15 protein-coding genes and 1 tRNA gene are annotated in these 26,433 nt (G+C 52.9%); 9 read left to right on the top strand and 7 right to left on the bottom strand.

Going from position 1 to position 26,433, the window contains the following annotated elements; all coding sequences use genetic code 11:
• Both ACP5D4_RS14225 and ACP5D4_RS14220 read left to right on the top strand, forming a co-directional pair.
• Positions 1 to 5,411: S8 family serine peptidase (locus tag ACP5D4_RS14225; protein ID WP_428012280.1), on the top strand; the 5,411-nt coding region annotated here is incomplete at its 5' end.
• A gap of 670 nt (positions 5,412 to 6,081) precedes the next feature.
• On the top strand, positions 6,082 to 6,825 hold the full coding sequence (locus ACP5D4_RS14220; protein WP_428012279.1) for a hypothetical protein: 744 nt from the start codon (positions 6,082 to 6,084) through the stop codon (positions 6,823 to 6,825).
• Between the two features lie 448 nt (positions 6,826 to 7,273).
• Here the strand turns inward: ACP5D4_RS14220 and ndhD1 are convergent, their stop codons facing one another.
• The 4 genes from ndhD1 to ACP5D4_RS14200 all read right to left on the bottom strand — a co-directional run bounded on the left by ndhD1 (position 7,274) and on the right by ACP5D4_RS14200 (position 12,411).
• Positions 7,274 to 8,851 carry a photosynthetic/respiratory NAD(P)H-quinone oxidoreductase subunit D1 gene (gene ndhD1, locus ACP5D4_RS14215; RefSeq protein ID WP_428012278.1) on the bottom strand — a complete coding sequence of 526 codons (1,578 nt, stop codon included), beginning with the start codon at positions 8,849 to 8,851 and terminating at the stop codon, positions 7,274 to 7,276.
• 154 nt (positions 8,852 to 9,005) lie between these two features.
• The gene (locus ACP5D4_RS14210) at positions 9,006 to 11,060 is read right to left on the bottom strand and encodes an NAD(P)H-quinone oxidoreductase subunit 5 (protein ID WP_428012277.1); all 2,055 of its coding nucleotides are present in this window, start codon (positions 11,058 to 11,060) and stop codon (positions 9,006 to 9,008) included.
• Between the two features lie 287 nt (positions 11,061 to 11,347).
• Complete coding sequence (locus ACP5D4_RS14205) at positions 11,348 to 11,701, bottom strand: thioredoxin family protein (protein ID WP_428012276.1); 354 nt, start codon at positions 11,699 to 11,701, stop codon at positions 11,348 to 11,350.
• 41 nt (positions 11,702 to 11,742) lie between these two features.
• Positions 11,743 to 12,411, bottom strand: coding sequence for an NnrU family protein (locus ACP5D4_RS14200; protein WP_428012281.1), 669 nt, complete (start codon positions 12,409 to 12,411; stop codon positions 11,743 to 11,745).
• 375 nt (positions 12,412 to 12,786) lie between these two features.
• Between ACP5D4_RS14200 and petH the strand changes: the two genes are divergently transcribed.
• Positions 12,787 to 14,055, top strand: coding sequence for a ferredoxin--NADP reductase (gene petH / locus ACP5D4_RS14195; protein WP_428012275.1), 1,269 nt, complete (start codon positions 12,787 to 12,789; stop codon positions 14,053 to 14,055).
• A 345-nt stretch (positions 14,056 to 14,400) separates the two neighbouring features.
• Here petH and ACP5D4_RS14190 read toward each other — a convergent pair whose 3' ends face one another.
• On the bottom strand, positions 14,401 to 14,871 hold the full coding sequence (locus ACP5D4_RS14190) for a TerB family tellurite resistance protein (RefSeq protein ID WP_428012274.1): 471 nt from the start codon (positions 14,869 to 14,871) through the stop codon (positions 14,401 to 14,403).
• 542 nt (positions 14,872 to 15,413) lie between these two features.
• On the opposite strand from ACP5D4_RS14190, the gene ACP5D4_RS14185 reads away from it, so the two are divergent.
• From ACP5D4_RS14185 to ACP5D4_RS14175, 3 genes are all read left to right on the top strand, one after another.
• On the top strand, positions 15,414 to 16,004 hold the full coding sequence (locus tag ACP5D4_RS14185) for an NUDIX hydrolase (protein ID WP_428012273.1): 591 nt from the start codon (positions 15,414 to 15,416) through the stop codon (positions 16,002 to 16,004).
• A gap of 452 nt (positions 16,005 to 16,456) precedes the next feature.
• Positions 16,457 to 17,731, top strand: a complete 1,275-nt coding sequence (locus ACP5D4_RS14180) for a glucosyl-3-phosphoglycerate synthase (RefSeq protein WP_428012272.1) — start codon at positions 16,457 to 16,459, stop codon at positions 17,729 to 17,731.
• Between the two features lie 122 nt (positions 17,732 to 17,853).
• Positions 17,854 to 18,558, top strand: coding sequence for a hypothetical protein (locus ACP5D4_RS14175; protein WP_428012271.1), 705 nt, complete (start codon positions 17,854 to 17,856; stop codon positions 18,556 to 18,558).
• A 50-nt stretch (positions 18,559 to 18,608) separates the two neighbouring features.
• Here ACP5D4_RS14175 and ACP5D4_RS14170 read toward each other — a convergent pair whose 3' ends face one another.
• Entirely contained in the window at positions 18,609 to 24,236 is a 5,628-nt protein-coding gene (locus tag ACP5D4_RS14170; protein ID WP_428012270.1) for a translocation/assembly module TamB domain-containing protein, read from the bottom strand.
• A gap of 219 nt (positions 24,237 to 24,455) precedes the next feature.
• Between ACP5D4_RS14170 and ACP5D4_RS14165 the strand changes: the two genes are divergently transcribed.
• From ACP5D4_RS14165 to ACP5D4_RS14155, 3 genes are all read left to right on the top strand, one after another.
• Positions 24,456 to 24,896: a DUF3110 domain-containing protein gene (locus ACP5D4_RS14165; RefSeq protein ID WP_428012269.1), complete on the top strand. Its 441-nt coding sequence runs from the start codon at positions 24,456 to 24,458 to the stop codon at positions 24,894 to 24,896.
• A 46-nt stretch (positions 24,897 to 24,942) separates the two neighbouring features.
• Positions 24,943 to 25,878 (top strand): N-acetylmuramic acid 6-phosphate etherase, encoded by a 936-nt coding sequence (murQ, locus tag ACP5D4_RS14160; protein WP_428012268.1) that lies wholly within the window; start codon positions 24,943 to 24,945, stop codon positions 25,876 to 25,878.
• A gap of 99 nt (positions 25,879 to 25,977) precedes the next feature.
• A tRNA-Leu gene (locus tag ACP5D4_RS14155) sits at positions 25,978 to 26,061 on the top strand.
• 137 nt (positions 26,062 to 26,198) lie between these two features.
• On the opposite strand, the gene ACP5D4_RS14150 is transcribed toward ACP5D4_RS14155, so the two are convergent.
• Positions 26,199 to 26,433, bottom strand: a 235-nt coding sequence (locus ACP5D4_RS14150) for a zinc ribbon domain-containing protein (RefSeq protein ID WP_428012267.1), incomplete at its 5' end; no start/stop codon positions are given.

Below are 26,433 nucleotides of genomic sequence, written 5' to 3'. Positions count from 1 at the left end.
ACACCGAAGAAACTAGCAACACCGAAGAAACTAGCAACACCGAAGAAACTAGCAACACCCTAGACACCACCGACGCCAGCCACATCACCAACGAAGACATCGGCGAAGACATACCCTTCGCCGAAGACGAGACAGAAAACGAAGACACCACAGACGACGTATCCGCCACCGCCGAAACCTCAAACTCAACCGAAGACGACACCGCTGAAGAACCCGTCGCCGCCGAAACCACCACAGAAGAAGAGGTTGAAGACGACGCCACCGAAGAAGTCGTAGCCCAAGAAGAATCTAGCCAAGACGAAACCTCTGAAGACACCGTCGCTGAAGAGTCAGAATCCTCCACAGACGACGAAACCTCTGAAGACACCGTCGCCGAAGAGTCCGAATCCTCCACAGACGACGAAACCTCTGAAGAACCCGTCGCCGAAAACGACACCAGCGAAGAAACCGTTGCTGAAGAAGACGAAGAACTCGACGAAGAAACCGTTGCTGAAGAAGACGAAGAACTCGACGAAGAAGACGAAGAGATTCTCGACGAAACTCCCAAATTCGAGCTTCCCGCCTTCAACTCCGGCGTTTTCACCGTCGGAGAAAGTGGAGAAGTCGGCGTAGACTTCCTCTACGACGGCGGAAAATATCGCGGCGAAGTGGGGATTTTCAGCCTCTCGGGTTTAGACGAACTGGAATTTGAAACCGTCGAAGACTTCATCGCCGAAGCCGCCAATCGAGCCGCCAGTGGCTCCGAACAGGGACATATTGTAATTAGCGACCCCAGCGAAGGCGCACGATTCAACGGTTCCCTCGAAGGAGGAGAAGACTGGAACAGTGGCGATTACAAGGGTGTGAAGACCGTCAACATGAAAGCCGGAGAGAAATTCGGCGTCATGCTGGTTCCCAACGGTCGCGTTTCCGAAGTGGCCAACAATCCCGAAATCGGGGGAACCAAACGGCCGCTGTTTTCGCTGTCTACCGCCAACCCCGATGACGAGTTCCACATCGGTCAGATTGCAGACGTGACCGGAGATGGAAACACCTTCGTCATAGAAGATATGCGAGCAGACGACCGGAGCGATCGCGACTATAACGACCTGATTTTCCAAGTTCGGGGCGCGAAAGGTCAAGCCACCTACATCGGTAACGTCATCGACAGCAACAACGACTGGCGAACCGAGGACATGGGGAAAGCATTACTGGCCTATTCCGAACCCTACATCACCCCCGACCCCGTTCAAATTGACTTGACCGAAGCAGTTGAGACTGAAGTGGATGTGACCGAAGGAGGAGAAGACGCCACCGTTGAGGAGGGTTCGGAGACGGCTGCTGAAGACAGCGACGAGTCCGTGGTGACGGAAGCCGAGGCGGACAGCGAAGCAGTTGATGAGGAAGCTGCGGTAGAAGACGCCGAATCCGAAGCAGAGGAAGAGCCAGCCGCCGAGGTATCTCGTCCGGTTGTGGAAGAATCGGAGACGGTTGAGGAAACGGTTTCTACGGATACCGTTGAGGAGACGGAGAATTCGACGGCGGAACCCGTAGACGAGAGCAACGCGACGGAATCTGAGGAATCGGCGACTGAAGCGGTAGAAGAGAGCGAGGAAGACGTTACCGAGACGGTTGACGCGGTTGAGGAAACTCAAGAGGAAACTCAAGAGGAAACTCAAGAGAGCAATTCCTCGGAACCCATCGTCATTGAGGATAAGTTCGAGTTCGCAAAAGAAGACCAACCCGATATCGGAATTATCGATACGGGAGTTGCAGCCGATAATCCCGACCTCGACTATGACAACATCACCTTGGGAACGGACTTCGTCGATGGCGATGACAATCCCTTATTAGCCGAAGGTGAAGGAAACGAACACGGAACCCACGCTTTAGGGATTATTGCAGCGGAACAGGATAACGGCGAAGGGATTGATGGTATCAACGACGATGCACCGATTTGGGTGGGTCGAGCCGTTGGTTCCGGGAAATGGGCCGAGTCGTTAGTGGAGTTCGTTGACCACGCCAAGGAATCAGGTCAACCCAATGCGGTAGTGAACCTGAGTATGGATTTGACCCAGGTGGACGCGGACGGAAACGTGACCACTCGCTACGAGTTAACGCCGCAAGAGCGAGAAGCCATTGAATACGCGCGTCAGAATAACGTCATGATTGTGGCCGCCGCTGGGAATGACGGTGGTGTGATGTCGGCGTTGGGTCAAGCGTCGCAAGAGTTTGACAACATTATGACCGTGGGTGCGGCGGAACAGTTTGACCCCGAAACGTCGGCTTGGAAAGGGGCAGACCGCACGGATTATTCCAGTTATGGTCAGGGTTTGGATATCACGGCTTATGGGGGAACGACGGAGAATCCCCAATTGTCGTTAGCTGGGGAAGGAACCAGTGGTATGGCGGGGACTTCTGTAGCCACGGCGAAGGTGACAGGTGCGGTGTCTCAGGTGTGGGCGGCCAATCCTGAGTTGAGTTACCGCCAGGTAGTGGATATTATCCGCGATACGGCGACAGATTTGGGCAGTACGGGTCATGATGCTGAAACGGGCGCTGGCTTGCTGAATATGACGGCGGCGGTGCATTTGGCGAAGGTGACGAAGCCAGAGGAGCATAATACACCAGCTCTCTTAAGTCCTGAAACTTGGAGTGGCGAGGGTGTCTTTACGCCAGGTGAACGGGCCGTTCAGCATGTGAATGTGACTCCAGAATGGCGGCGACAGTATCATGGCTGGTTAGATTCAAGCAACCCTGCTGATACATTTTCTTTCCAGATTGACGAACCAACTTCGCTACAATATTCAATCGATTTTCCGGGAAATGCTGTATTGCGTAAAAATGGGCGGGTTATCCTGACGGGTAAGTATGACGGCTATATCACCTATGCGGGTGCTAATGGAAAGCTAAGTCCGGGTTCGTATACGTTGACGGTTGACCGTAATGGTTTGCCGGTTGAAAGTTATAAATTAATCACGAACTTTATTGACGGCAGTCAGGGACAACAAACGCCTATTATTGAGTGGCTACCCGCAAAACAAGTCGTTCAGCCTCAACCAACTCCCTGGAAGAATCCCTGGAAGAATCCCTGGCAGACTCCCTGGAAGAATCCTCAACCGACTCCAACTCCCCAACCAACTCCGACTCCAACTCCCCAACCAACTCCGACTCCATCGCCCTCAGTACAGGAGATAGCTGCTAAGGAACAGGCCATTGAAGAGGTTCGTGCCGTCTATGAGGCGAATCTCCAGCGTCTGGGCAATTCACTGCAAGATATTCAGATTTTTGAGCAGGCATTTGATGGCGTGAATATGCCTGCGGTGCAATACTTTGACGGCGGGTATATCATTTGGAACGGTCAGAAGGCAATTCCCTACTTTACCGGGACTGGGAATGCCTTACCCAATATTGAGTTACCTTCCACCGTTAAACCGATTTGGGATGTTGTCAAACCAAGCAACGTAGTTAAGGTTCCCGATGGTCGTCACACCTATCCTAATATGCGGGGCAGTAGCGAATACTGGGTGGAGTTAGACGGGGATAAGAACGATATTAGTTTGGCGGCACGGGATACAACCCTAGTTCATCCTGACTTACGCACCACTGTCTATCGCGACCTCGGTGGTGGTCAGCTGCAACAGGTTCCCTTGACTGACATCAATCCTGATGACAATTATACAAATTACAAAGATTTGCCAGATGGAAAATATCTCATCAAGGTGGATGTCGAGCAAAACAAAGCGAACGTTCCCTATGAGATGGTTGTGAATTTAGACCAAGCTGGGGATACCGGTATCAAGGCTTGGAACATTAACCGCGAATCGGTTAGCGGCCAGCTTGCGGGGCAACGGATTGTACGCAGCGATCACGTCGGACTGCCGTCTGGAGACCGGGATCTCTATGTCTTCACGACGGACGATATGGCAACCCAACTACGGTTTGCAGTACGTAGCCAGGACAGCGACGGTAGCGAAGCAGATCGTCAGCGTCTGTTGGATGGTGATGTACGAGTACGAATCTTAGATGAGGGCGGCAAACAAATTGGAGAACCGGTAGATTCCAAATCTCGGGAGCCCTTATTTGGCGCTCAATGGTTGGAACCGAACAGCAAGTATTACGCTGAAGTAACCGCGCTCAATGGCACTAAAACCAATTACGATGTGGTGCTGAACTTCAACAGACTTAAGGCGGATGGTCGCTATGAATTTACCAACCTACAGGGTGAGTTTGACTACGAATTCACAGTGGATGGTACTAACCGCGATCTCAAAACTGCCGTTCGCAGTAAGAACGGGCAAGATATGTCGAATATCTATCGACCAGTTCTCTACCGTAAGGTGAATGGAGCCGAGCAGATTGTTACACCGACCAGCACAGCAAATGGCATCTCCCACTACGAGACTTTGCCCAAAGGCTACTATCGAATGGTAGCAGACCCTATTCTGGCCGTACATCCCCATTTACTAAACCAGAAATACACCTTCGTTCATAACTTGGATCAGGCGGGGCAGCATCGATCTGATGCTCGGGACTTAGGTAACATTGGCGGTAAACGGGTGACAAAGAATGACTTTGTTGGAAAAGACCGAACTGACGAGGTCGATTACTACAAGTTTTCCACTGGCTCCGATCCTTACCTTTTACAGTTTGCAGTTCGCCATGGAAGCGGGAACGATAATTTACGTCTGGAGGGAGATGTTGAGTTTGCTTTGTATGACAAGAATGGCAAGGAGTTGAAGAAGGTTAACTCTTCAAATCTGAAGTCAATCTATGGCACGTATGAGTTGAAACCAAACAGCGAATACTATGTTCGGGTCAAGGATAAATCTGGTGATGGCGATGGTGGTAACTATCACTTGGTTTTGAATGCCGAGGTGAAACGCAATACTGGTGGTGGTAGCGAACCTAATCCTACTTATATATACAAAGAGTCTGACTACCTCAATGCTTTGTATCAAGATGGAACTGGAAACCGTATTACCTCTCGACGGAACGATGGTTATCACAACACCGGTCGAGCGTTTGACTCTTACGGTGGTAAGTGGAATAGCTCGCTCTATGCTCTGGTGGGAGGAGAAGTGATCGAAGCAAAAAACGGAAAGCAAATCAAGAATTGGGGCTATAATGGCACTGTTGCTATCTACAACCGAGAGCTAAACAAGACTTTTATTTATTGGCACTTGGTTGAAGGTTCTATTAACGAAAGCTTGCAAGGAAAAATCATTTCACCAGGCACTTTAATCGGACGAGAAGGCAATACAGGATTAAGCTATGGCGTTCATACCCATGTAGAAATACATAATGGTCGAGCCAATGTTAATATGTCTAATCCTTCTTATCCCCAATCACCTGCAAATTCTGGCCGTTTGCATATTCCGAGTATTTTTCAGGAGGCTGTTCGTAAGGGTTTGGTGAAGTTATACAGATAGCCAGTTTGTAGCCGAGCGGTAGGGTGCGTTCCGGCTTCATTCAATCCTTACATTTTGCCAACAAGATTAAACTAGCCGGAACGCACCGATTCGGGAAGCCAACGACAAATACCAAGATAAATTGACGAACCCTTGCCAGATTATGACTCCGGTGCGTTGCGGCAGCTTGTAGATTGTTCCCTTGATTCTACATGGGTTTGAGCCGCAACAAACCCTGCCGTAACTACTCCATCACGATCGCCTCACCCCCCTCAAAGTACTGCGATACAGCCTAATTAGAGAGTAGTAAATAGGGTGAGCAATAGAGGATTACTCAGAAACCTCAAAAACCACTCAAAAACCAACAAGTATGTAACAATAGATCGAATTTAGATTTCACAGACTGAACCGTACAAACTACCGTAAAACTGTAATGTTTAAATTTCAGGCCAATAGTGCAATTTCATGGTTTGGGTTAGGCTTGCTTCAAATCCTATTTTTGTCAATAGCCTCCGCACCCCCTGTTGAAGCTCAAGCTCCATGTAGTTCAGAGAGATTAAGGCGTCTTTCCGAAAGCTTAGGGAATCAATCTCCACCCTCTCGCGAAAGCCGAGAAATTCACTCGGATAGGCATCGCTTTAAGTTTCAAGTGCCAGCCAACTATCGAGCCGTTACCTCGAGAGGTGGCATTTTGATTCTTTCTCCAGAAGCCTATGAATTTCATCAGTGCCAACCTCGTACTACTCCATGGTATTTCGCGGCCAAAATTTATATAACTGACTCTAGTTTGCCCTCGAGTGCTTCACTACAGCAAGTGTTTGATGTGCGATCGCTTTATCAACCAGAAGGCATTGTTCAACAAGTGAGTATTGCTGGAGAACCTGCATTACGTTACCACGATCACGAGGGTGGCGATGGTCTCACGCGAAGGTATTTTCTCCGTTCACCTTCAAGGACTAAAACGATTACTATTTCATCTTGGGTAAATTCCGTAAACGATCCAGAACCCGAAATATTATCTCGCATTATAGAGAGCTTTGAGCTTTTGTATTCATCTACAGAAAACTCACTCGGAATTGGTATTGTTCCGACTTTAGATGTTTGTGGTCTGGCCGTTTGGCAAGATCCCGACGATGAATTAACGCATATCTTAACGGCATCAGGCGGTGATTCATCTGCTACCTTGAGAATTAACGATCGAATACTGCAATTGAGATCGACTGGTTCAGAAATTACACCAGGACAAACCAGTACTCCCTCTAGTTTTACTTTTCAAAATTCCGATCGCTCAATTGTCACTACTTTACAAGGGGATTGGCAAAATGCAGGTATTGGATGGATTTCCAATAATGCAACCCTTGAGGTAACTCAAGGAAATCAAACAACTCAATTATCTGTATTTGCAAGTCTTGGCTGTCGGTTTTCATTCTATTGATTTAGTGGTAGGGTGCGTTAGTTAGCAATTAAGTGGTAGGGTGCGTTCCGGCTTCGTTCAAGTCTTGGATTTTGGCAACAAGATTAAGCCAGCCGGAACGCACCGATTCGGGAACTCTCGTAGCTGAGCGAGTAATACCAATTTTTGATAAGCCTGCTATAGATATTTGTAGGTGGGATTGATTTGAGGACAGCCAATGAGACGCAATAAAGCTTACTGCTGTTGGGTTTCGCTGGCGCTACACCCAACCTACGCCACGACGCCACGACGCCACGACGCAACTGTGACGAAAGCTTAAGAGAAAACGGTGTTTTGAGGAAGATTCTGTTTCCAGAACCCCGGTATCTTCAAGATGCTGGGGTTCTTATCGAAATTCGAGTAGAGATCGCAAAAACCCCAGTTACCAAGAACCGGGGTTTTATATCACAAAAATGATATTTTGTCAAGTCTAGCGATCGAGACTCGGGGCTTTCTTCAGGGAGAATGGCAACGCTTGCGCCACCTTGCTGTTATCCGACAGCGTCGGCACAGCATCCCGTAACTTCGCCGTCAACTCCACCGTCGTCGCATCGTACATCTGCGTCAAAATCTTCGGATACAGCCCAATACCGATAATCGGCACCAACAGCGAACCGATGATAAACACTTCACGGGGTTCCGCATCCACCAAGTTCTCGTGTTCCACGAGTTCCTTGTTCTCCGGACCGTAAAGAATTTCCCGCAACATCGACAGCAGGTAAATCGGCGTCAGAATGACCCCAACCGCCGCCAGGAAGACGACGACGATGCGGAATGTCAAACTATAAGCATCGCTGGTGGCAAAGCCCACAAACACCATCAACTCGGCGATAAACCCGCTCATACCGGGCAATGCCAAGGACGCTAGAGAGCAAGTCGTCCACATGGCGAAGACTTTCTTCATTTTCTGCCCCACGCCGCCCATTTCGTCGAGCATCAGCGTGTGAGTTCGATCATAAGTAGAACCCACCAAGAAGAACAAACTCGCCCCAATCAAACCGTGGGACACCATTTGCAACACCGCCCCGCTCATGCCGAGGTCCGTGTACGACGCAATCCCAATCAGGACGAAGCCCATGTGTGAAATCGACGAATAGGCGATTTTCCGCTTCAAGTTGCGTTGAGCAAACGACGTCAGCGCCGCATAAATGATATTCACCACGCCCAAAATCACCAACGCTGGCGCAAACACCGCGTGGGCGTCGGGCAACATCCCCGCATTCATGCGAATCAGGGCGTATCCCCCCATCTTCAGCAGAATTCCCGCCAGCAACATGTGGGCGGGTGCGGTGGCTTCCCCGTGAGCGTCGGGCAACCAAGTATGAAGGGGGAAAATCGGCAGCTTCACGCCGTAGGCGATGAGGAACGCCGCATACAGCAGCAGTTGCAAGGTCATCCCGTAATCTTTCAGGGCAATCTCTTGCATATCGAAGGTGACGGTATCGCCGTAAAAGGCCATCGTCAAAGCCGCCACCAAAATAAACAGCGACCCCCCTGCGGTGTAGAGAATAAACTTCGTCGCGGCGTACTGGCGTTTTTTACCGCCCCAAATTGCCAAAATCAGATAAACCGGAATCAGTTCCAGTTCCCACGCCAGGAAGAACAGCAAAATATCCTGAACGGCAAATACGGCAATCTGTCCGCCGTACATGGCCAGCATGAGGAAAAAGAATAATTTCGGTTTAAACGACACCGGCCAGGCGGCCAGAATCGCCAGGGTGGTAATAAACCCCGTCAAAATAATCAGGGGCATGGCCAACCCATCGGCGCCAACTGACCAGTTCAGGTTCAGTTGGGGAATCCAAGAATACCGTTCGACGAGTTGCAACCCAGGGTTGTCGAGGTCGTATTGCGTGTAAAACGCATAGGAAATCAAGCAAAAGTCGATAAGCCCGATGACGAGGGCATACCAACGCACCGTCTTTCCGTCCTTATCCGGCACGAACGGCACGAATAAGGCGGCGACGATGGGAAACAAGATAATTGTAGTCAGCCAAGGAAAATCCATACGTTATCTAGGCTCGGCAATCATTGTTGGGTAAAGGTTTCGGGTAATAGGTAAGCGGGGGTGTGAAGGCAGCCATCGTATCTGTTATCCCGTACCCGTTCCGCGTGGAACGGAATATTTGAAATTCGCTCCGTTACCGATTACCCGTCACTGATTAAGTCACGCCGAAAAAGACGACGATGCCTAAAACGGCTCCGAAAATCGTCAGGGCATAGAACTGAGCGCGACCGGTCTCGAAGTACTTCAGCCCTTCGCCGCTCAGCAGCGTAACTAACCCCGTTAGGTTAACAGCACCGTCGACGATACGGTAGTCCACTTCCATGACTTGCCGCGCCAGACGACGGCTTCCTTGGACGAAGAGCTTGTCGTAAAGTTCGTCAAAGTACCATTTGTTCAAGGAGAACAGGTACAGGGGTTTGATTTTTTCGGCGATGGCAGCCGGGTCGATTTTACCGCGCAGGTACATCAGCGACGCCAGGGTAATGCCGATTAAGGCAATCCCGACGGAGTTCCCTGCCATGATGGCAAATTCGCTCAACTCGAATTCTTCGGCCATTTCGGCCAGGGTGGGGACGACTTCGCCGGGAGCGTGGACGAAGGTCTCGAAGTAGTTGGCAAAGGGCATCCCTAACAACCCGATGAGGGCGGAGGGAACGGCTAAGACGGACAGGGCGACGGTCATCGTCCAGGGCGATTCGTGGGGACTGTCGCTGTGGCCGTGGTCGTCGTGACCGTGGGCTTCGTCTTCGGCCTCGAGTTCGCGCCGGTCCATGGCACCGGGACCGAAGGCGGCTGCACTGGAGAGTTGTTTGCGAATTTCCATGTCGTTGCCCCGGAATTCTCCTTCAAAGGTGCTGAAGTACATCCGGAACATATAGAAGGCGGTGATGCCTGCGGTGAGCCAGCCAATTGCCCAGAGTGCGGGGTTGGCGGAAAAGGCGGAGCTGAGGATTTCGTCTTTGGACCAGAAGCCGGCGAAGGGAGGGATTCCGCAAATGGCCAGGGTGCCGATGAGGAAGGTGGTGGCGGTGACGGGCATATATTTGCGCAGTCCGCCCATGAGTCTCATGTCTTGGGCGAGGTCGGGGTTGTGGCCGACGACGCCTTCCATGCCGTGAATGACGGAACCGGAGCAGAGGAAGAGCATCGCTTTGAAGTAAGCGTGGGTCATGAGGTGGAACAGTCCGGCACTGTAGGCACCGACGCCCATGGCCATGACCATGTATCCCAGTTGGGAGATGGTGGAGTAGGCGAGACCTTTTTTGATGTCGTTTTGGGTGATGGCGATGCTGGCACCGAGGAAGGCGGTGAAGGCTCCGGTCCAGGCGATGATGTCGAGAACGGCGGGGATTTCCTCGAAGACGGGGAACATCCGCGCGATGAGGAAGACGCCCGCAGCGACCATCGTGGCGGCGTGGATGAGGGCGGAAATGGGGGTCGGGCCTTCCATGGCGTCGGGCAGCCAGACGTGCAGGGGAAACTGGGCGGATTTGGCGACGGGGCCGAGGAAGACGAGGACGCCGAAGAGGACGGCTAGGGTGCTGCTGATGGCGCCGCTGGCCATGAGGTCTTGGAGGCGTTCGCCGATGGTGATGAAGTCGAAGCTTCCGGTGGCCCAGTAGAGTCCCAGGATGCCGAGGAGTAAGCCGAAGTCTCCGACGCGGTTGGCGACGAAGGCTTTTTGGCAGGCGTCGGCGGCGGCGGGTCGATCGTACCAGAAGCCGATGAGCAGGTAGGAGGACATCCCTACTAGCTCCCAGAAGATGTAAATCTGGACGAGGTTGGGGCTGACGACGAGACCGAGCATGGAGGAGCTAAAGAGGCTCAGGTAGGCGTAGAACCTCACGTAGCCGGGATCGTGCGCCATGTAGCCATCGGTGTAGAGCATCACCAGGAAGGCGATGGTGGTGACGATGGTTAACATGACGGAGGTGAGGGGATCGATGATGTACCCCATGCTCAGGTGGAAGTCTCCGGCTGCGGCCCAGTCGAAGGTTTGGGTGACGGGGGCGTGACCTTGGATTTGACTCCACAGCAGGGCGAACGACATGACTGTGGCGGCGCCTAACAGGGTTAGGACGAGGACGGCGTTCGCTTGCCGCAGGCGGTTCGTGACCTGGTTATAGGAAATTAGCCCCAAGCCGACGAAGCTCGCGCCGACGAGTGGCAGCACTGGTATCAACCAGGCGTATTGGTATATTGGTTCCATACGTGAATGCCTACTTTAGTTTATATTTCTTCACATTAATAGGAAAGAACGTTTTTATTGTTACATATACCTACGCTTAAAATTTATCGATCGACCGGGTTGTAATTTTCTTTTGTGATTTGAGGGGAGTTTTGCGATGCGATCGAGCGCACGGTGACGAGGCGATTGGGGCGATCGCACGCACAAAAAAACCTCTCGGGGGAACTCCTCCGAGAGCGAAGACAATCGAACCGGGGGGATCGATTGTATGGAGTCGATCGTCTAGGGGCGATCGGTGGGGATCGCGTTTAGGGAACGGCGATCGAACAGTCCTGACGGTAGCGGACGGCGATTTCAGACAGGGTATTCCGTAAGGTATCGCGTCCGTGGAAGCCTTCGATGCGTTGTACGACCTGATGTCCGTCAAATAACAGTAATGTCGGGAGCGTCGTGAGTCGATAAGTGCTGGCGAGTTTTAAACTCTCGTCTGCGTTAATATCAACTAATTTGACGCGATCGCCGAATTCTGTGTGAAACTGAACCAACATGGGATGGATCAGGTGGCATACCCCGCACCAAGGCGCCCAAAAGTTGACCAGAACGGGAACGTCGGACTCTAAAACGTCTTTCTTGAAACGCTGCTCGCTAATGGACAACGACATAATGGGCATCTATTAACTTCTTTTATCGTTATGGGATCATGCTACCAGGGTATGTTACCTGTGACACGCAGTAACCACGGATGCGCCCACCAAAATCCGAGGACGAAAATTGTCACGCCGAGATAGGCCGGACGCAGGAATTCGCCCGCGTTCAAGCTCTGTCGTCCTTGGGCGATGGCCAGAAACGGCACGATCGAAGTCCGAGATTTCACGGATTCAAAGGCATCGCCGAAACGGGCGGCCAAACGCCGATCGCCGTGCCAGACGGCGAAAAGGTGATGGGCGATCAGTCCGAGAGAGGTCACGAGGGTAAAACTGGTGCCAATCCAGAGGGTATGGGCGATACACCAGATGACTTGACCCACCATTTGCGGGTGGCGACAGATGCGGATAATTCCGGTTTCGTACAGGTGAACTTGGGGTTTGGCGATGGCCGCAATTTCACCAAGGTTGAAGGTGGCCGGATACAAAAAGATGAAGGAAATAAAGGACAGTCCCCAGACGAGGGGTTTGACGAAGGGAACGCCCTGCAACATCCACAGCTGCGCTCCGTCGTAGCGGTGAGCGATAAAGTAGGCGATTAAGGCGACGGCCAGGGGAAGGCTAACGAGGGCGAAGAGGATGCGATAGGGACGAGGTCCGATTTGGGATTCGCCCCAGGGCCGTAACGCTGCTAAGCCGCTGTGAGCAATGGCGAAGCCCAATAACATCGCCAAGATAATGAGGTGACTCGGGGTCAGCCAGGTTTCCACCACGTTCGATCGCCTGAATGCTTCTGGAGGTCAGGCGCGGCCGATATCTCGGACGCCCCAACTGACTTTAATTTTAGCTTAAAAGTTTTTTAAAAAAACTTAAAATCTCTTCAAAATGATATCTCTGCGACAGTTGCGCTCGGGCGTATCCGTTAGGGTAATCGCGGAGGACGGTTTGGTTATTCCATCGAACCCCTTTAATATAGAGGATTGTAGCTGCGATCGCACGATCGTCTCCCATCGAAGCAGTTTGGAGGCTCGCTTCAAGCTGCCCGTTCGACCTGGGTAGGCAGCAGCCAACGTTAACTAGGGTTCTGATAACAAGATTCACTCATGTACAATCCAAACGCCTCTGGTGCCAATAGCACCGTTGCTGGAAATCGCCTCTTCGTTTACGAAGTCGAAGGCTTAGGTCAAAACAAGGATGCTGGAAGTTCTCCGATTCGTCGGAGCGGTCCCATGACGATGACCGTTCCTTACAATCGGATGAACGAAGAAATGAAGCGCATTACGCGCCTCGGCGGAAAAATCGTCAGCATCCGACCGCTCACGGGGGAAGATTGGAATAACCAAGCCGCCTCTGCTAACGGACAGCAGCAAGCAGAAGCGAGCAAACCCATGACTCAATCCCAACCGGAAGCGACGAAGCCTAAAGAAGACACTTCTCCTAAAGAAGATACTTCTGGGAAACCCTTCAAGCCGGCTAAGGCGAAATCCAAGAAAAAAGACGTTCCCGTTAATATCTACCGCCCGAAAAAACCGTTTATCGGGAAGTGCGTCAGTAACGACGAACTGGTACGCGAAGGGGGTTCGGGTCGCGTGCGTCACCTGAAATTCGATATTTCTGAGGGTGATTTGCGCTATCTCGAAGGTCAGAGTATTGGGATTATCCCCCCCGGAAAAGACGAGAAAGGGAAACCGCACAAGTTGCGCCTGTATTCGATTGCTTCAACTCGTCACGGTGACGACGGCGACGATAAAACCGTGTCGCTGTGCGTGCGCGAGCTGGAGTACAAACACCCCGAAACCGGCGAAACGGTTTACGGCGTCTGTTCTCGCTACCTCTGCGAACTCAATCCCGGCGACGACGTGGCTATCACGGGTCCGGTTGGGAAAGAGATGTTACTTCCCGACGACGAACACGCCAACGTCATTATGATGGCGACGGGAACGGGAATCGCTCCCTTCCGCGCTTTCTTGTGGCGGATGTTCAAGGAAAAACACGAAGATTATAAATTCAAAGGCTTTGCGTGGCTGTTCTTCGGTATTCCTTACACGGCGAACATCTTGTACAAGGAAGAACTCGAAGCACTGCAAGCTGAGTTCCCCGAGCAGTTGCGGATTACCTACGCCATCAGCCGCGAACAGAAAAACTCTGAAGGCGGAAAGATGTATTTGCAACACCGCATTCAAGAAAATGCGGATGAAGTGTGGCAATACGTCCAACAGCCGAACACCCACACTTACATTTGTGGTTTGAAAGGAATGGAAGGTGGTATTGACGAGGGAATGTCCGCCGCTGCCTCGAAACAAGATGTGGATTGGGCAGATTATCAGAAGCGGTTGAAGAAAGCCCACCGCTGGCACGTGGAAACTTACTAAGCCACGGTTCTCGGTTGCGAGAATTGCCACGTTTGCAGGCGTTCAATGTTGTGTGATTCTCGAACAATGTGAGTTGAGTCGGGGTGGAGAGGTCTCCACCCTCGATTTTTTTATAGTTAATAATTAATAATTTATAATTGATGTGAAAATCATCAGTCATTTGTAGTAAATAATCTGTTGAAATTTTGTTAAAACTTTGTTGTGTTGGTCAGATGGTATTTCCAGATCCCCGGCATCTTGGAGATGCCGGGGATCTTATGCATATTTTAGGCATAAATCCCCCCAAATGTAATTGTGCCGCGCATCATTTTATATTGCTATATCATCTCGAACGAACCGGAAAAACTAATCGTCAAAAAATTCGTCTAGGGATTCAGAAAGGCTTTCAATGATGGATCGATCGCCGTTGCGTTCTCGTTCGACGGTGGCTTCGATATCTTTGACAACGGCTTCCGGTAAGTCGAGCAATTCGACGAGTTTTTGATAGGCGGTGGCTTCTTCTTCGTTAATGTTAGGTTCGTCGGGGGTGCGAGAACTGGAGGCGATGGTTTCGTAACCGAGTTTTAAGACAAGTTCGCGTTCGTCTTGGCTTTGTAGTTTCGGAACCAGCTCTTCGAGGGAAATGTTTTGAACCAGGTATTCTCGCAGTTCTTGTTGGAGTTTTTGTTGTTGTTCGGCGTTTTGGGCAAAAATGAGGCTGAAGCGATCGAGCATTAAATCGACTTCTTCTTTCGCCAGTTGTCCGTCAGCCCACGCCATCGATGCGACGATTCGCAGCAGGTTCATCTGACGGGGAGAAATTGGAGGAGGAGCCATAGTCGGGAATTGACAATTGATAATTGATAACGGGGAGACACTGTAGGACGCCAACATACAAGGGGGTGTGAGGCGGCGGGAAAATGTGGTTGAAGTCCGGTTTCTGGACTTGTCCCGCGTCAGGAACTGTCCGTACCGACAAGGTACGAGAAAACTCTGCCGGATCTTGTATTACCGTCTTATGTACCGCTTGTTCCCATGAAGTTAACACGCGATCGATCGTCGGCTTTTGGGCTGTAAGGTTTTTTGAAGAATTGATAAAGGGTTCGATCGCCGCGATCGACCGCCACGATTTCGTTAGATAATGGAAAAGCTATTACTTTTTCATCCGTTGGAGCATCAACGTGCGGATTGTCAGGGCATCTTCCAACCTGACGACGATTGGGAGTCCCTGGTAACGGGACTTTCCGGTTTCCTTTCCCCGAGAGACGCCGAGGGCGCGTTCGAGACGGCCGAAAAGCGTGCTATTTTGAAAATCGAAGCCTCTCCTCCGTTATCGAAACGATACGAGAGCGCCTTCAGACGCCCTTAACTTCATGCCGATGCAAAAGTGGAATCTCCTCGACTCTGAATTTGTCATCAACCATCGTTGGTGTCGCGTGCGTCGCGATCGCGTGAAGTTACCCAGCGGCGAGGTGGTGGACGATTTTTTCGTCAACGTTCGCCCCGATATCGCCTTAGTGTTACCCATTACTCCCGAGGGAAACGTGGTGTTTGTGCGTCAATACCGCCACGGCGTCGGCGAGGTGTTGTTGGAGTTACCCGCAGGCGCCTTCGATCCCGAGGAGGAAGAGGCGGAAACAGCGGCGAAACGGGAGTTTGAAGAAGAAACGGGATATCGGCTCGATCGACTCAATAAAATTGCCACCCTGTACGACAATCCGGTGAAAGATACTAACCGGATTCATTTGTTTTTAGCCGAAGACGTGGAACTTTCGGGAACGCAAAGGCTCGATCGCACTGAAGAAATCGAAGTGGTCTTAGTCCCGATTTCTGAGATATCCGATAAAATTCGTTCCGGGGAACTCTGCGTGGCGGGAACCTTGGCGGCGTTGTTTTTAGTATTGTCGTCGCGCTTTAGCCATCCGTTTGTCAATCGAGGAGTCGAAGAAATCATCTTTCCAGACGAGTAAATTCAAGGCTGTAAAAGTTCGATTCCCTCAGTTCAAAGCTTCTCTAGAAATTTCACAAAAAACCTTTTTCTGAGAACCTCGAGTTTCTGGAAATTTCCTATTTCTAAGATGTCTTGGATCTCATGGTATTGAGGTTGCCGTATTTTTTGTATCGCAACCGACGAGAAGGTAGCACTTTTTCTTACCTCGAGCTGAGACCTCACGATACACCGCTCAGCTTATTACCTTATCACATAATTTTTGTCAACTTATTTTTGAAAAAGTTTGAGTTAAGACCAGCGTTTGGCACCGTACACTGTCGGAGAAAACGCAGCGATCGCACTCGGTATAAACGCTGACATTGAAAATTTTAGATTAATTTTATATTGTAGGGGCGAACGGCCGTTCACCCCCGAACCGCGTTCGCCCTTACTCCAAAACGCTAGAAAACGCTAGTTGAGAGTCGAGCGGATATGGATTACAAACAAGAGATCGTCACGACCATTCACGATTTCGGCTGCGATATTGACTTCCTCGAATCGCGAACGCTCCAATTGAGCGAGCAGTTTCCCACCGCCGTTTTAATTCCCGCCCTCTACGAAGAACTCGAACGACCGGCTTTAACGCAAATCCGCGATTGTCTGCATCACTGCGGCTTCGTCAAAACGGTGGTCGTCTCCCTCTACGCCAAATCAGCCGAGCAGTACCAGAAAGCCGTGCGCTTTTTCAGCGTTCTGCCCCAAAAAACCGTCGTCATCTGGGAAAATGGGACTCGCGTCACCTCAATTCTCGAAACCCTGCGCGATCGCGGCCTCGACCTCTTAAAATTCAAAGGCAAAGGACAGGCCGTGTGGCTGGGGTTGGGGGTTGCCTCTCTCAACGCCGAAGCGATCGCGCTCCACGACGCCGATATCATCACCTACGATCGATCCTATCCCCTCAAACTCCTGTTTCCCCTTCTCGATAAAGAATGCGGCATCGCCTTTAACAAAGCCTATTACGCCAGACTCGGCAACGAAAGCCGCAGCCTCAACGGACGGGTGGCTCGCTTGTTCGTCACGCCGCTGCTAACAGCCCTGACCGAACTCTTCGGCTATCGGGATTACCTGCGTTACCTCAGCGCCTTCCGCTATCCCCTTTCCGGCGAATTCGCCCTCACCAGCGACTTAGCCTTAACCACGCGCATTCCCGGTAACTGGGGTCTCGAAATCGGAATGCTGGCGGAAGTGTATCGCAGCGTCGCCCAAAAACGCATTTCCCAAGTGGATTTAGGCATTTTCGACCACAAACACCAATCCTTGGGACAATCGAGCCAAGAGGGACTACAAAAAATGTGTCGCGACATCCTAAAATCCGTATTGCGAACCCTCGTCGAAACCGAGCAAGTGGTGGTCTCGATGGAACATATTCACGCCTTGCGGGTGAAATTCCGTCGCGAAGCGCAAGACTTCACCCGTCAATATTTCGTCGATGCGGTCTTCAACAACTTGCCTTACGATCGCCATCAAGAAGAAGTCATCGTCGAAGTATTCGAGCAGGTGATTTTAGAAGCGGGAGAACAATACTTCACCAACCCCGTCGGCGCTCAAATCCCCGACTGGACGCGGGCGTTAGCCGTCATGCCCGATTTGCGAGAACAACTGCAAGCGGCCGCCGAAACCGACGCGCGAGAGGCGTTGTCCGCCGTAGTTCCCATTACACCCGAGTTGTACGAAACCCATACCAACGGCTTGGTTCCCACCGCTTAACCGTCGGAGGCTGAAACAGAGCAACCCGGCACTTTCACCGGATTTTCCCGTCTATAACCGTATAAAATCGGTGAGGGACGACAGCAGGACAGTTGTGAAATCCGCGAGTCGATCGAAAAAGTATGAAACGAAGTGTCGGGTGGTGGTTCGGATTTGCCTTCACGTTTGCATTAACGGTGTTGTTGATGTGGGGATGGGGACATCGCGGCTATAGCCAAACCCCAACCCCAGCTCAAATTCTGCTCGAGGAGTTTTCAGACTGCGAACTGGTCGATCGCATCGAAGACGAGAAAATTCTCGAAGTGGAATTTCCGCCAGCCTGTCTCGATGAAAAACTGCGACTCTATCAGTTTATCGACCTCGCCAAGCAGCAAGTCAACCAGAACGAAATCTTTCCCCTCATCGTTAAAGATCTCCGCTACCGACTGATTGACGAGGGGGTTCAAATTCGAGGCAATTTAGAAATCGACTATCCGGTAGTGGGACTGGTAGATTTCGAGGTGTCTCAAACCGTCTTCGCCGAACTTCTCCAGGGCGCGTTAAATTTACGAGCGGGAGAAACTCAAGTTCGGGTGGACGTTCCGTTTTTTGAAAGTAACGATTTAGGCGGACTCGTCAATCAAATTGTCGATACGCAGTTGACGATTTTCAATCGAAAAAGTTTGCAAGATTTTCTTTCAGATACAGGCTTAGACGAACGCATTGCCGAAGAAACCGATTTGAGCGTCGAAGCAGTGAACTTTATCGCCAAAGCTGTCGAGCCGAATATTAGCGCCAAAATCACCGAAGAGGCATTAATATTATCCGTGCGATTTTATCCAGAATAAGAGAATCATTGAGAGCGAAATCAAAGAATTCGCTGCCAACTTCTCGATTCCTAAAACCGCAACTGATACTCCACCACCGCCCGATTGTCCTCGTCGAAATTGGTCGAGCCGCGAATCAGCCAATTATCGTTAATACGATAGCGGACGCTAAAACGAGTCGAATCGTCGCGATCGAGAATCGTCAACACCGACACCGCCAAATCCTCCGTGAGATTGAATCCCGCTTCCGCCCCCAACCCCAGCGCCGAAGTCCGAGGATCGAGCGCCGGAAACAGGCGAAAATCCCGATATCCCAACGCCTGACCGATAATCGACTGCACCTGTGTCAACAGCGCCGAACTGGCCACCACCAAAGACGTATCTTGCTGTCCGAACGTCCCCAACGCCCCGCCCCCAATCAGCGAATAAATCTCCGTTTGCGTGCGAGACGGCGAACTCGTCAACTCCAAATTCTCAAACAGGCGACTGGCGCGACCGCGAACCCGCGCCTCGATGCGAACCGTCTCCACCGCCCCCCGTTCGATGGCCGGTTCAGAAATTTCCGCCGTCGCCCCGACTTCGCTAAAACCGATCGGGGAAACGATGCGGGGGCGTGTCGTTTCCTGTACCGCCGTCCGTAAGCGCAGGTTCAAAATCGGATCGCTGCCGTACTGGGGCAGAAACGTCGCGGTCTGGCGTCCCCGCGCCAAGTTAAACGTCGTCGTAAAAACGTTAACCTGTCCGTCTTCCAAGAAAATCGTTCCCTGGGGCTGTGGGTTGTCGAACAGTCCGTTGACTTGCAAGATCCCCCGCGCCAAGAAACTCAATACGGGCGGACTGATAATTTGCAAGTTGCGCCCCAGTTCCAAGGTTAGGTTGTTGTAGCTGATTTCCGGTACTGGGTTCGGGTCGGGTGTGGAAACTGTGGTTGCGGTTGACGGATCTCGAATGAGGATCTGACCGTTGCTTAATAACAACTCTCCGCTCAATTCCGGAAATAAGGCTGACCCCTTGACGGATACCAAACCGTCTATGTTGCCGCGATAAAGACCCTTCAGGTTCAAGCTGACGCGATCGAACGCCACCTGTAACGGCATTTCCACGTCCTGGGGCGACCACAGGGGTAATTCTCCCATCGCCCGCACCGATCCTTGACGGAACTGCCCCACCAATTCCGGTACCACGATCGCATCGTCGCGAAATTCGATCGCCCCGTTCACCTGCCTCAGCGGTTCCGGAAGTTGCGGCGAATCGAAAGCCGCGTCGCGAAACTCCGCCAGCCCCCGACTACTCGTCGGCAAATAATTAAACCCGCCGCCGACTCGTTCCCCTTCCACCGTCAATCCCACACGACCTTCCCCGCCGCGCCACGCCAAAACTCCCGACGTCAAGGCTTCCAGAATCGTTAAACCCTCGTCTTCCACCTCCACGCTGACGCGAAACGACTCGTCCTCGGGCTGTACCGTTTCCCCCGGCAACTCCAGCGGCAAACTCGCCCGAATCGCAATCGGACTCTGTCCCCCTCCCACCTCCGCCTCCGACGCCGCTAAAAGGATGCTTCCCCCCAAATTCAAACGGGCGTCGTCGTAGCCGAAACCCGCCTGCGCCGCCCTCAACCCTTGTCCGTTGATACGTCCGTCCACCCAGCGCAACTCGCCTCGGGCGCGGGGGTTCTCGAAACTGCCTGCCAGGGTGGCACTGGCGTCCAAACTGCCGCCCAACTGCACCGTCGGCGGAAACCTGGCGAACTCCGACACCACCGACACGGGCAACCCCGTCAGTTGAAATTCTGCTGACTGTTCCCGTCCGCCAATCCGCCCGGAAAACTGCAACTGCGTTTCGACTTGCGAGGCCAAACTGGCTCGAATTACCGAAGGTTCCAACTGCCAGAGATTGTCAGAAAACCTCCCCGATGTGGCGATTTCGTGGATCTCGTACTCGTCCCACTGCCAATCTTCGCCACCGAAGGCGAACCCGAAATCGATGCCCGACTGCACCGATCCCGACATCTGTACCGTACCGTTAAAAGTTCCCTCCAACCTCCCCAACTCCGGCAAAGGTGAAGCCTCGTCCCGCGCCTGTTGTTGTTGTGCCAGTAGCGTATCGATTTCCGCCAAACGGCGCAGTTGTAAGAGGATAGGAGATTCCGGCAACCCCACCGCCACCACGTCCAAGGCTTCGGCCTCTGCATAAGTCCCAGGAGTCAGTCCTCGGGCGAGATCCTCTAAATCGAACCAGCGTAACGCCGTTAAAATCTCTTGAATTTGCCCCTGTTGGATGTCGAGGACGCCGCGAACCTCGGCCTCGGCGCTCGTTCCCACTCGTCCGTTAAAAGTATAGACACTCTCTGCCTGTTGCAAGGTTAAATCGGTCAGAGCGAGAACGCCGTTGTCAAAAAAGAACTGCCCCTGTAAAACGTCGGCCTCCGTCAAGCCCAAGGCGGGATCGAGCAGTCTTGCCGATCCCGCCACCCGCTTTCGGGGCAAATCGGCGGTTAAGTTCAACGAGAGCGTCCCCGAAAGGGGACCTCGATCGAGTGGCGGTTGTACCTCGAACCAGGACAGGGGCAACCCTTCTAAGTTAAAGCGCAACGCCCCGTTTTCTAGCGTTCCCGAGGCTTCTGCATCGTCGAGGTTAATGGAAAAGTCCCGCAAGGTCAGATCGCGATCGAGCCAAACTGAAATCTCGTCCGGTTCGTCGTCCAGAATGACCGGAACCCCTTGCAAATCGACTTTCACGCCCGTTTCGTCCGATTCGATCGCCCCCACGAACAAAGGATCGAACGCCGTATCGTTGAGGCGCAAATTCGCCAACTGCACCTCGCCGCCGCCGATTTCTACGTTCGCCGGTGTAAACCCGTCCCATCCTCCCGACAGCAACACCGCCGCCCCTAACTTCCCTTCTACGTTCGCCGTGGCGATGTCCGTGTTGTAAGCGGGTAACAACACCCCCAAATCGGCATTTCGCGCCACCACCTGCGCCTGCCACTGTCCCTTATCCAAAGTGGCATCGATCGCCAGGTTCCCCACTTCTGAGGGATCGACTTTGCCTTGACTCAAATCGCCGAATCCGAAGCCCACTTGCAACTCACCTGAAATCGCTTCCGGGCGCCAATCCGACAGCGATCCCGACAGTCGCGCCACCTTGCCGACATTTTGTAGCGGCGTCAGCGTCACGGGGGCGTCAACCAACGGATTGAGAGGAATTGCGAACCGTTCCGATTCCAGCGTCCATCCGCCGTTCGCCACTTGGAAAGCCGCCTCTAAAAACCCGCTTTCCGCCAACAGTCCCACCTGACCCTCGGCGGTGACGGTTTCCGGCGACAGGTTGGCAAGGGGGGCAGCAAAATTCACCTGTCCCGTTAACGCCACCCGTCCCAATTGCGAAACCGGAACCAACGGCGTAATTTCGATCTCCTGTCCGATCGCCGATCCTTCCAAGCGTCCCTGCGCCACCGCGAACCCCAACTCGATCGCCCCGTCTTCGACGCCAAGACGACCGTTTCCCGCCACGTCGATAGTTTCCAGACTGGGATTTTCCAACGCTTCAAGGGTTCCCGCCACCTGCGCTTGTCCGGCGAAAGTTCCGATATTCAACGGTGTCAATTCCGGCGGTAGGGTCAAAAACGGCGTCACGGGAAGCCCCTCGCTGGCGATCGCTGCTTGCCATTTTCCTTCAGCAAGCTGTCCGTCGAGGCGCGTCGCACTTCCCGCAATGGCTGTAGTCAGGGAGGTTTCCGCCTTAACCTGCGCCAAATCTCCCGTCTCGAAATAGGACAGATCCCCGCTCAAGCGTAAATTTCCCGACAGAGGCGCGACGCCGAGGGTTTGTAGCGGCGGCGCCAACTTCGACGGGGGTACCGCCAGATTTTCCGCCGCCAGGATGGTTTCCCACTGTCCCCCTCGCGTCAAGACCGCCTGAACTTGTGTCGGTTGTCCGAAAAAGCCCAAATTCCCCTGGGCTAACACTTCGATATCTTCGAGGGTTGTGGCTTCGTAATCGCCGCCGAGAACCACCTGTCCGCTGTAGTTCCCCACCTCGAAGGTCTCGATAAAATCTTGGGGAAAGCCGCTGTTGAGGGATACGCCCTCAGCGGCCAGTTCGATGCGCCAGCGATCCTCGGCCAGCAGGATTCCGCCTTGGGCTTGACCTCCCGCAATTTCAAGAATCGGCAGCCTGACGATTCCGCCTTCTTCCTGGCTTTGAAACACCCCTCGGGCGTTAAAGCGTCCGATGTCCGAGAGCGTCGCCATCTCGTAACGACGGGCGATCGCATCGGCGGAGGCATCTCGCACCACAAATTCCGACAAAATTTGAGGGTCTTCTTCCGCCGTTTGGGGAAGTTGCACTTTCACCGCCGCCTGGACTTGTCCGCCCCCTTCCGGAACGGCGTTGAGTTGTTCGATAACAAACTCCGAAGTGGCAGTCGCCAGCGCAAAACGGGCGGTCACGTCCGAAAACGGGATACGATCGACCACCGCCACCTCCGTCGATCGCGCTTCCCCCACCAACACCGGCGTTTCCAGCGGTCCGACTAACTTCAACGCCCCTTCCAGTTCCCCCGTCACCTCCACCGGAAACTCTACCCCGAGGGTATTTTGCACCACCTGCCACTCCACCGGGGGAACGGCCATCGGCAGGTCGTATCCTTCCTCTAAACTCAATGCCCCCTGGGGAACTTGTATCGGAATCTCGCCGTATTTCGCATCAGTTTCCTCAATGGCGATGAGAGCGTCGCGAAAGCGCAACCGCCCCGAACCCTCCCGAATCGTTTGCGGTACCCCGCCAATTTGCAGATCGAGATCGCTAAATCGCAGGTTTCCCTGCAAATTGGGCAGTTCGCCGGGGGCGTTCGTGGCGATTTCGAGGGTTAAATTGCCGAAAATTTCGCCGCCGTCCAGGTCGATGGGGGCGGGAATCCAAGGATCGACGACGTTTCCCGCTAAATATTGCGCCGACAGTTGCAGGCGCACCATTTCCCGTTCCCGGCTGTATTCTCCCTGAACGCTGAGACGTTCTTTAATGTTGTGATAGCCCGTGGCGTCGAAGACAATCTCGCCCTCGTCCTCGAATTCCACTTCTCCCTCAAAGCGTCGCAGCGCGATCGCCTCTGGAGGCGGTGCCGGGGTTTCTACGAAAATTGTCCGTTCTTTTCCGATAGTCTTACCGTAGGGAATCTCTGCTTTGCGTTGCGGTTGCAGCTTCAGCGTTCCCCCGGAGATGGAAATCGTATCCAAATCGATTTTGACGAATCCCGGTTCGCCCCCGGTGCGAATTCCCGTCGTCACCCACTGTCCGCTGTCTGTCTGTTTCAGCGTCACCTCGGGATTTTCGATCGCAATATCGAGGCTGAGGGTGCGATTCCAGAGAACTTGAAGGAGATCGAAGCGCACGCGAACCGCTTCGATTTCCGCCTGACTGGGATGTTCGGGAGTTTCGGGAATCGTCGATTCACCAAACCGTACCGAGTTGAGTGAAAAGCTTTCGAGTTCCCCCACCACCACCGGGCGATCGAACAGTTTTTCCAATTCCCGCGACAGCAGCGGTGCCAGTTGCAAGTCAACGAACCGCCACGCCCACCAGACGCCACCTGCAACCCCCGTCAAACAGAGAACGGCGAGGGTCAGGCGCAGTTTTGAGAACCGCTTTCGAGGCGGTTGGGGATCTTGTTGGGGCGTCGGTTCGGGAGAGTCTGTCATCGGCGATGGCGTTGTTTTCGCGTCAGAGGGGGAGATGGGGAGATGGGGAGCTTCCGGAGAGGGGGAGATGAGGGAACCCGGAAGAATTTCTCGATCGTACCCTCATCTCCTCACTGTACCTCGGACATCCTAGCGGGAAACCTGCGACTGTGACAGTGCAGGGTGCAGGGGATCGATTTCGATATAAAGTGAGAAACGAAAGAATCCGGAGAACAGACGATGAGAGTTCATGTCTTGTTGTTTAACGCTCGCACGGAAAACGAAGGTATTCATACGATTCGTTTGGCGACGCCAGAGGGAGGCGAACGGAACATCGTGATGATGTTCGAGTCTCGCGACGACGCCGAACGATACGCCCTGTTGTTGGAAGCTCAGGATTTTCACGCTCCGACGGTGGAGGAATTCGATTCTGAGGAAATTGAAGACTTTTGTAGTTCGTGCAATTACGAGGCGAAGTTAATTCCTGAAGGTTTCGTTCCGCAATCGGCGGAGGAACGGATTTTCTTGTCGCCGCCGGAAACCAATTTGGAGGATACGGACTGGGATCGCCAACAGCAAGAAGGAGGCGCAGCCGCTTCGGGTCCGTCGCCGGAAGAAGCGTCGGAGATGTCGAGCGCTCAGTTAGACGATATTCGCCGCCGCTTGGAAGGTTTGTTGTAAGGGTGTTGAATTCAGCGAAATTTTCGAGGATTGGACGAATTTTTTGATGAATCAGTTTGAAAGTCGCGGACATTTGCTAACCGAACAGAGCAATCCCCGCTCGGAGGATCTCGATCGCCTCGATTCCCTGGGGTTGGTGGATTTGTTCTGTCGCGAAGACGCCCGCACTGTGGAGGCGGTGGCGGCGAGTCGGGAGGCGATCGCTCGGGCGATCGATCTCGCTACAGACGCCCTAGGACGGGGCGGGCGTTTGTTTTACGTGGGGGCGGGAACTAGCGGACGTTTGGGGGTTTTAGATGCTGCGGAATGTCCGCCCACCTTCTGCACGCCGCCGGAGTTAGTTCAGGGAATTATCGCCGGAGGGCGAGATGCGTTAGTTCGCAGTTCGGAAGCTTTAGAAGACAGAGCTGAAGATGGAGAAGCCGCCATCGCCGAGCGCAATATTGGCGAAACGGACGTGGTGGTGGGGATTACTGCTGGAGGAACGACCCCTTACGTGCGCGGTGCGATCGCCGAAGCCAGACGCCGCCACGCCACCACGGTTTTTATCGCCTGCGTTCCCGCCGAACAGGTGGCGATCGAGGCCGATGCCGATATTCGTCTGTTGGTGGGGCCTGAGGTTCTCGCCGGTTCGACGCGACTCAAAGCGGGAACGGTTACGAAACTGGTATTGAATATTTTGTCAACCAGCGTCATGGTGCGGTTGGGGAAAGTCTTCAAAAACCGCATGGTTGACGTATCGGTGACGAACAGCAAGCTCCGCGATCGCGCGATTCGCACCCTTGTCGATTTAACGGAACTGTCCCGAGAGGAGGCCGCCAACCTACTCGATCGCTGCCAAAACCGCGTCAAACTCGCCTTATTAGTCCATTGGGCGGACTTAAACCTCGACGAGGCGCGATCGCTCCTCGAGCGTCACCAAGGACACCTCAGAGCCGCTCTAACCGCCGCCAAAGTTGAAACGGGAAGCGTTGGTCATTGACAAGTTTTCCCCGTCTCCCCGTCTCCCTGAAAAAAAGGGGGGTTGACAAAAGCCGAATCGTGCTGCACAATGGTAAATCGCGATAGGAAAACGAAATACGCGGAACTGGCGGAATTGGTAGACGCGCTAGATTCAGGTTCTAGTGTTCGCAAGGACTTCCGGGTTCAAGTCCCGGGTTCCGCATTGACTCGAAGGGAGTCGCAAATATAGCCATCACTGAAAAAACGGGCAGCTCGATAAAAAGCTGTCCGTTTTTGGCGTTCGCGGTTGGAATACGCATTGACGTTCTCCCCCGCCTGAAGGCAGGGGGATTCATCGTTCTACGAGTCTCCGTTAGCTGACAGGATCTCTCCAGCCAGCCAAGAGGGAATCTCTCCCGATGCGTGAATTCGGGTGCGCCCCACCCTACTCAATCCCAATTTAAGGATGTTAATCGCTGCGTTCGTATCGCGATCGGCAACGAAGCCACAATGGGGACAAATATGGGTTCTTGTTGATAGAGACTTCTGTACCTTTTCCCCACAACTCGAACAGTTTTGACTCGTGTTGTGGGGC

This window comes from Baaleninema sp. (genome assembly GCF_049974805.1).
Classification (GTDB): domain Bacteria; phylum Cyanobacteriota; class Cyanobacteriia; order Cyanobacteriales; family Geitlerinemataceae; genus Baaleninema.
This window is presented reverse-complemented; position numbering and strand designations above follow the sequence as displayed.

What these genes read in the sequence shown, in the direction of transcription:
- murQ (WP_428012268.1), top strand. Translation starts at nt 24,943, where the DNA reads ATGAATCAGTTTGAAAGTCGCGGACATTTGCTAACCGAACAGAGCAAT.
- ACP5D4_RS14180 (WP_428012272.1), top strand. Translation starts at nt 16,457, where the DNA reads ATGGATTACAAACAAGAGATCGTCACGACCATTCACGATTTCGGCTGC.
- ACP5D4_RS14210 (WP_428012277.1), bottom strand. Translation starts at nt 11,060, where the DNA reads ATGGAACCAATATACCAATACGCCTGGTTGATACCAGTGCTGCCACTC.
- ACP5D4_RS14185 (WP_428012273.1), top strand. Translation starts at nt 15,414, where the DNA reads ATGCAAAAGTGGAATCTCCTCGACTCTGAATTTGTCATCAACCATCGT.
- ACP5D4_RS14170 (WP_428012270.1), bottom strand. Translation starts at nt 24,236, where the DNA reads ATGACAGACTCTCCCGAACCGACGCCCCAACAAGATCCCCAACCGCCT.
- ACP5D4_RS14175 (WP_428012271.1), top strand. Translation starts at nt 17,854, where the DNA reads ATGAAACGAAGTGTCGGGTGGTGGTTCGGATTTGCCTTCACGTTTGCA.
- ACP5D4_RS14190 (WP_428012274.1), bottom strand. Translation starts at nt 14,871, where the DNA reads ATGGCTCCTCCTCCAATTTCTCCCCGTCAGATGAACCTGCTGCGAATC.
- ndhD1 (WP_428012278.1), bottom strand. Translation starts at nt 8,851, where the DNA reads ATGGATTTTCCTTGGCTGACTACAATTATCTTGTTTCCCATCGTCGCC.
- petH (WP_428012275.1), top strand. Translation starts at nt 12,787, where the DNA reads ATGTACAATCCAAACGCCTCTGGTGCCAATAGCACCGTTGCTGGAAAT.
- ACP5D4_RS14165 (WP_428012269.1), top strand. Translation starts at nt 24,456, where the DNA reads ATGAGAGTTCATGTCTTGTTGTTTAACGCTCGCACGGAAAACGAAGGT.
- ACP5D4_RS14200 (WP_428012281.1), bottom strand. Translation starts at nt 12,411, where the DNA reads ATGTTATTGGGCTTCGCCATTGCTCACAGCGGCTTAGCAGCGTTACGG.
- ACP5D4_RS14205 (WP_428012276.1), bottom strand. Translation starts at nt 11,701, where the DNA reads ATGTCGTTGTCCATTAGCGAGCAGCGTTTCAAGAAAGACGTTTTAGAG.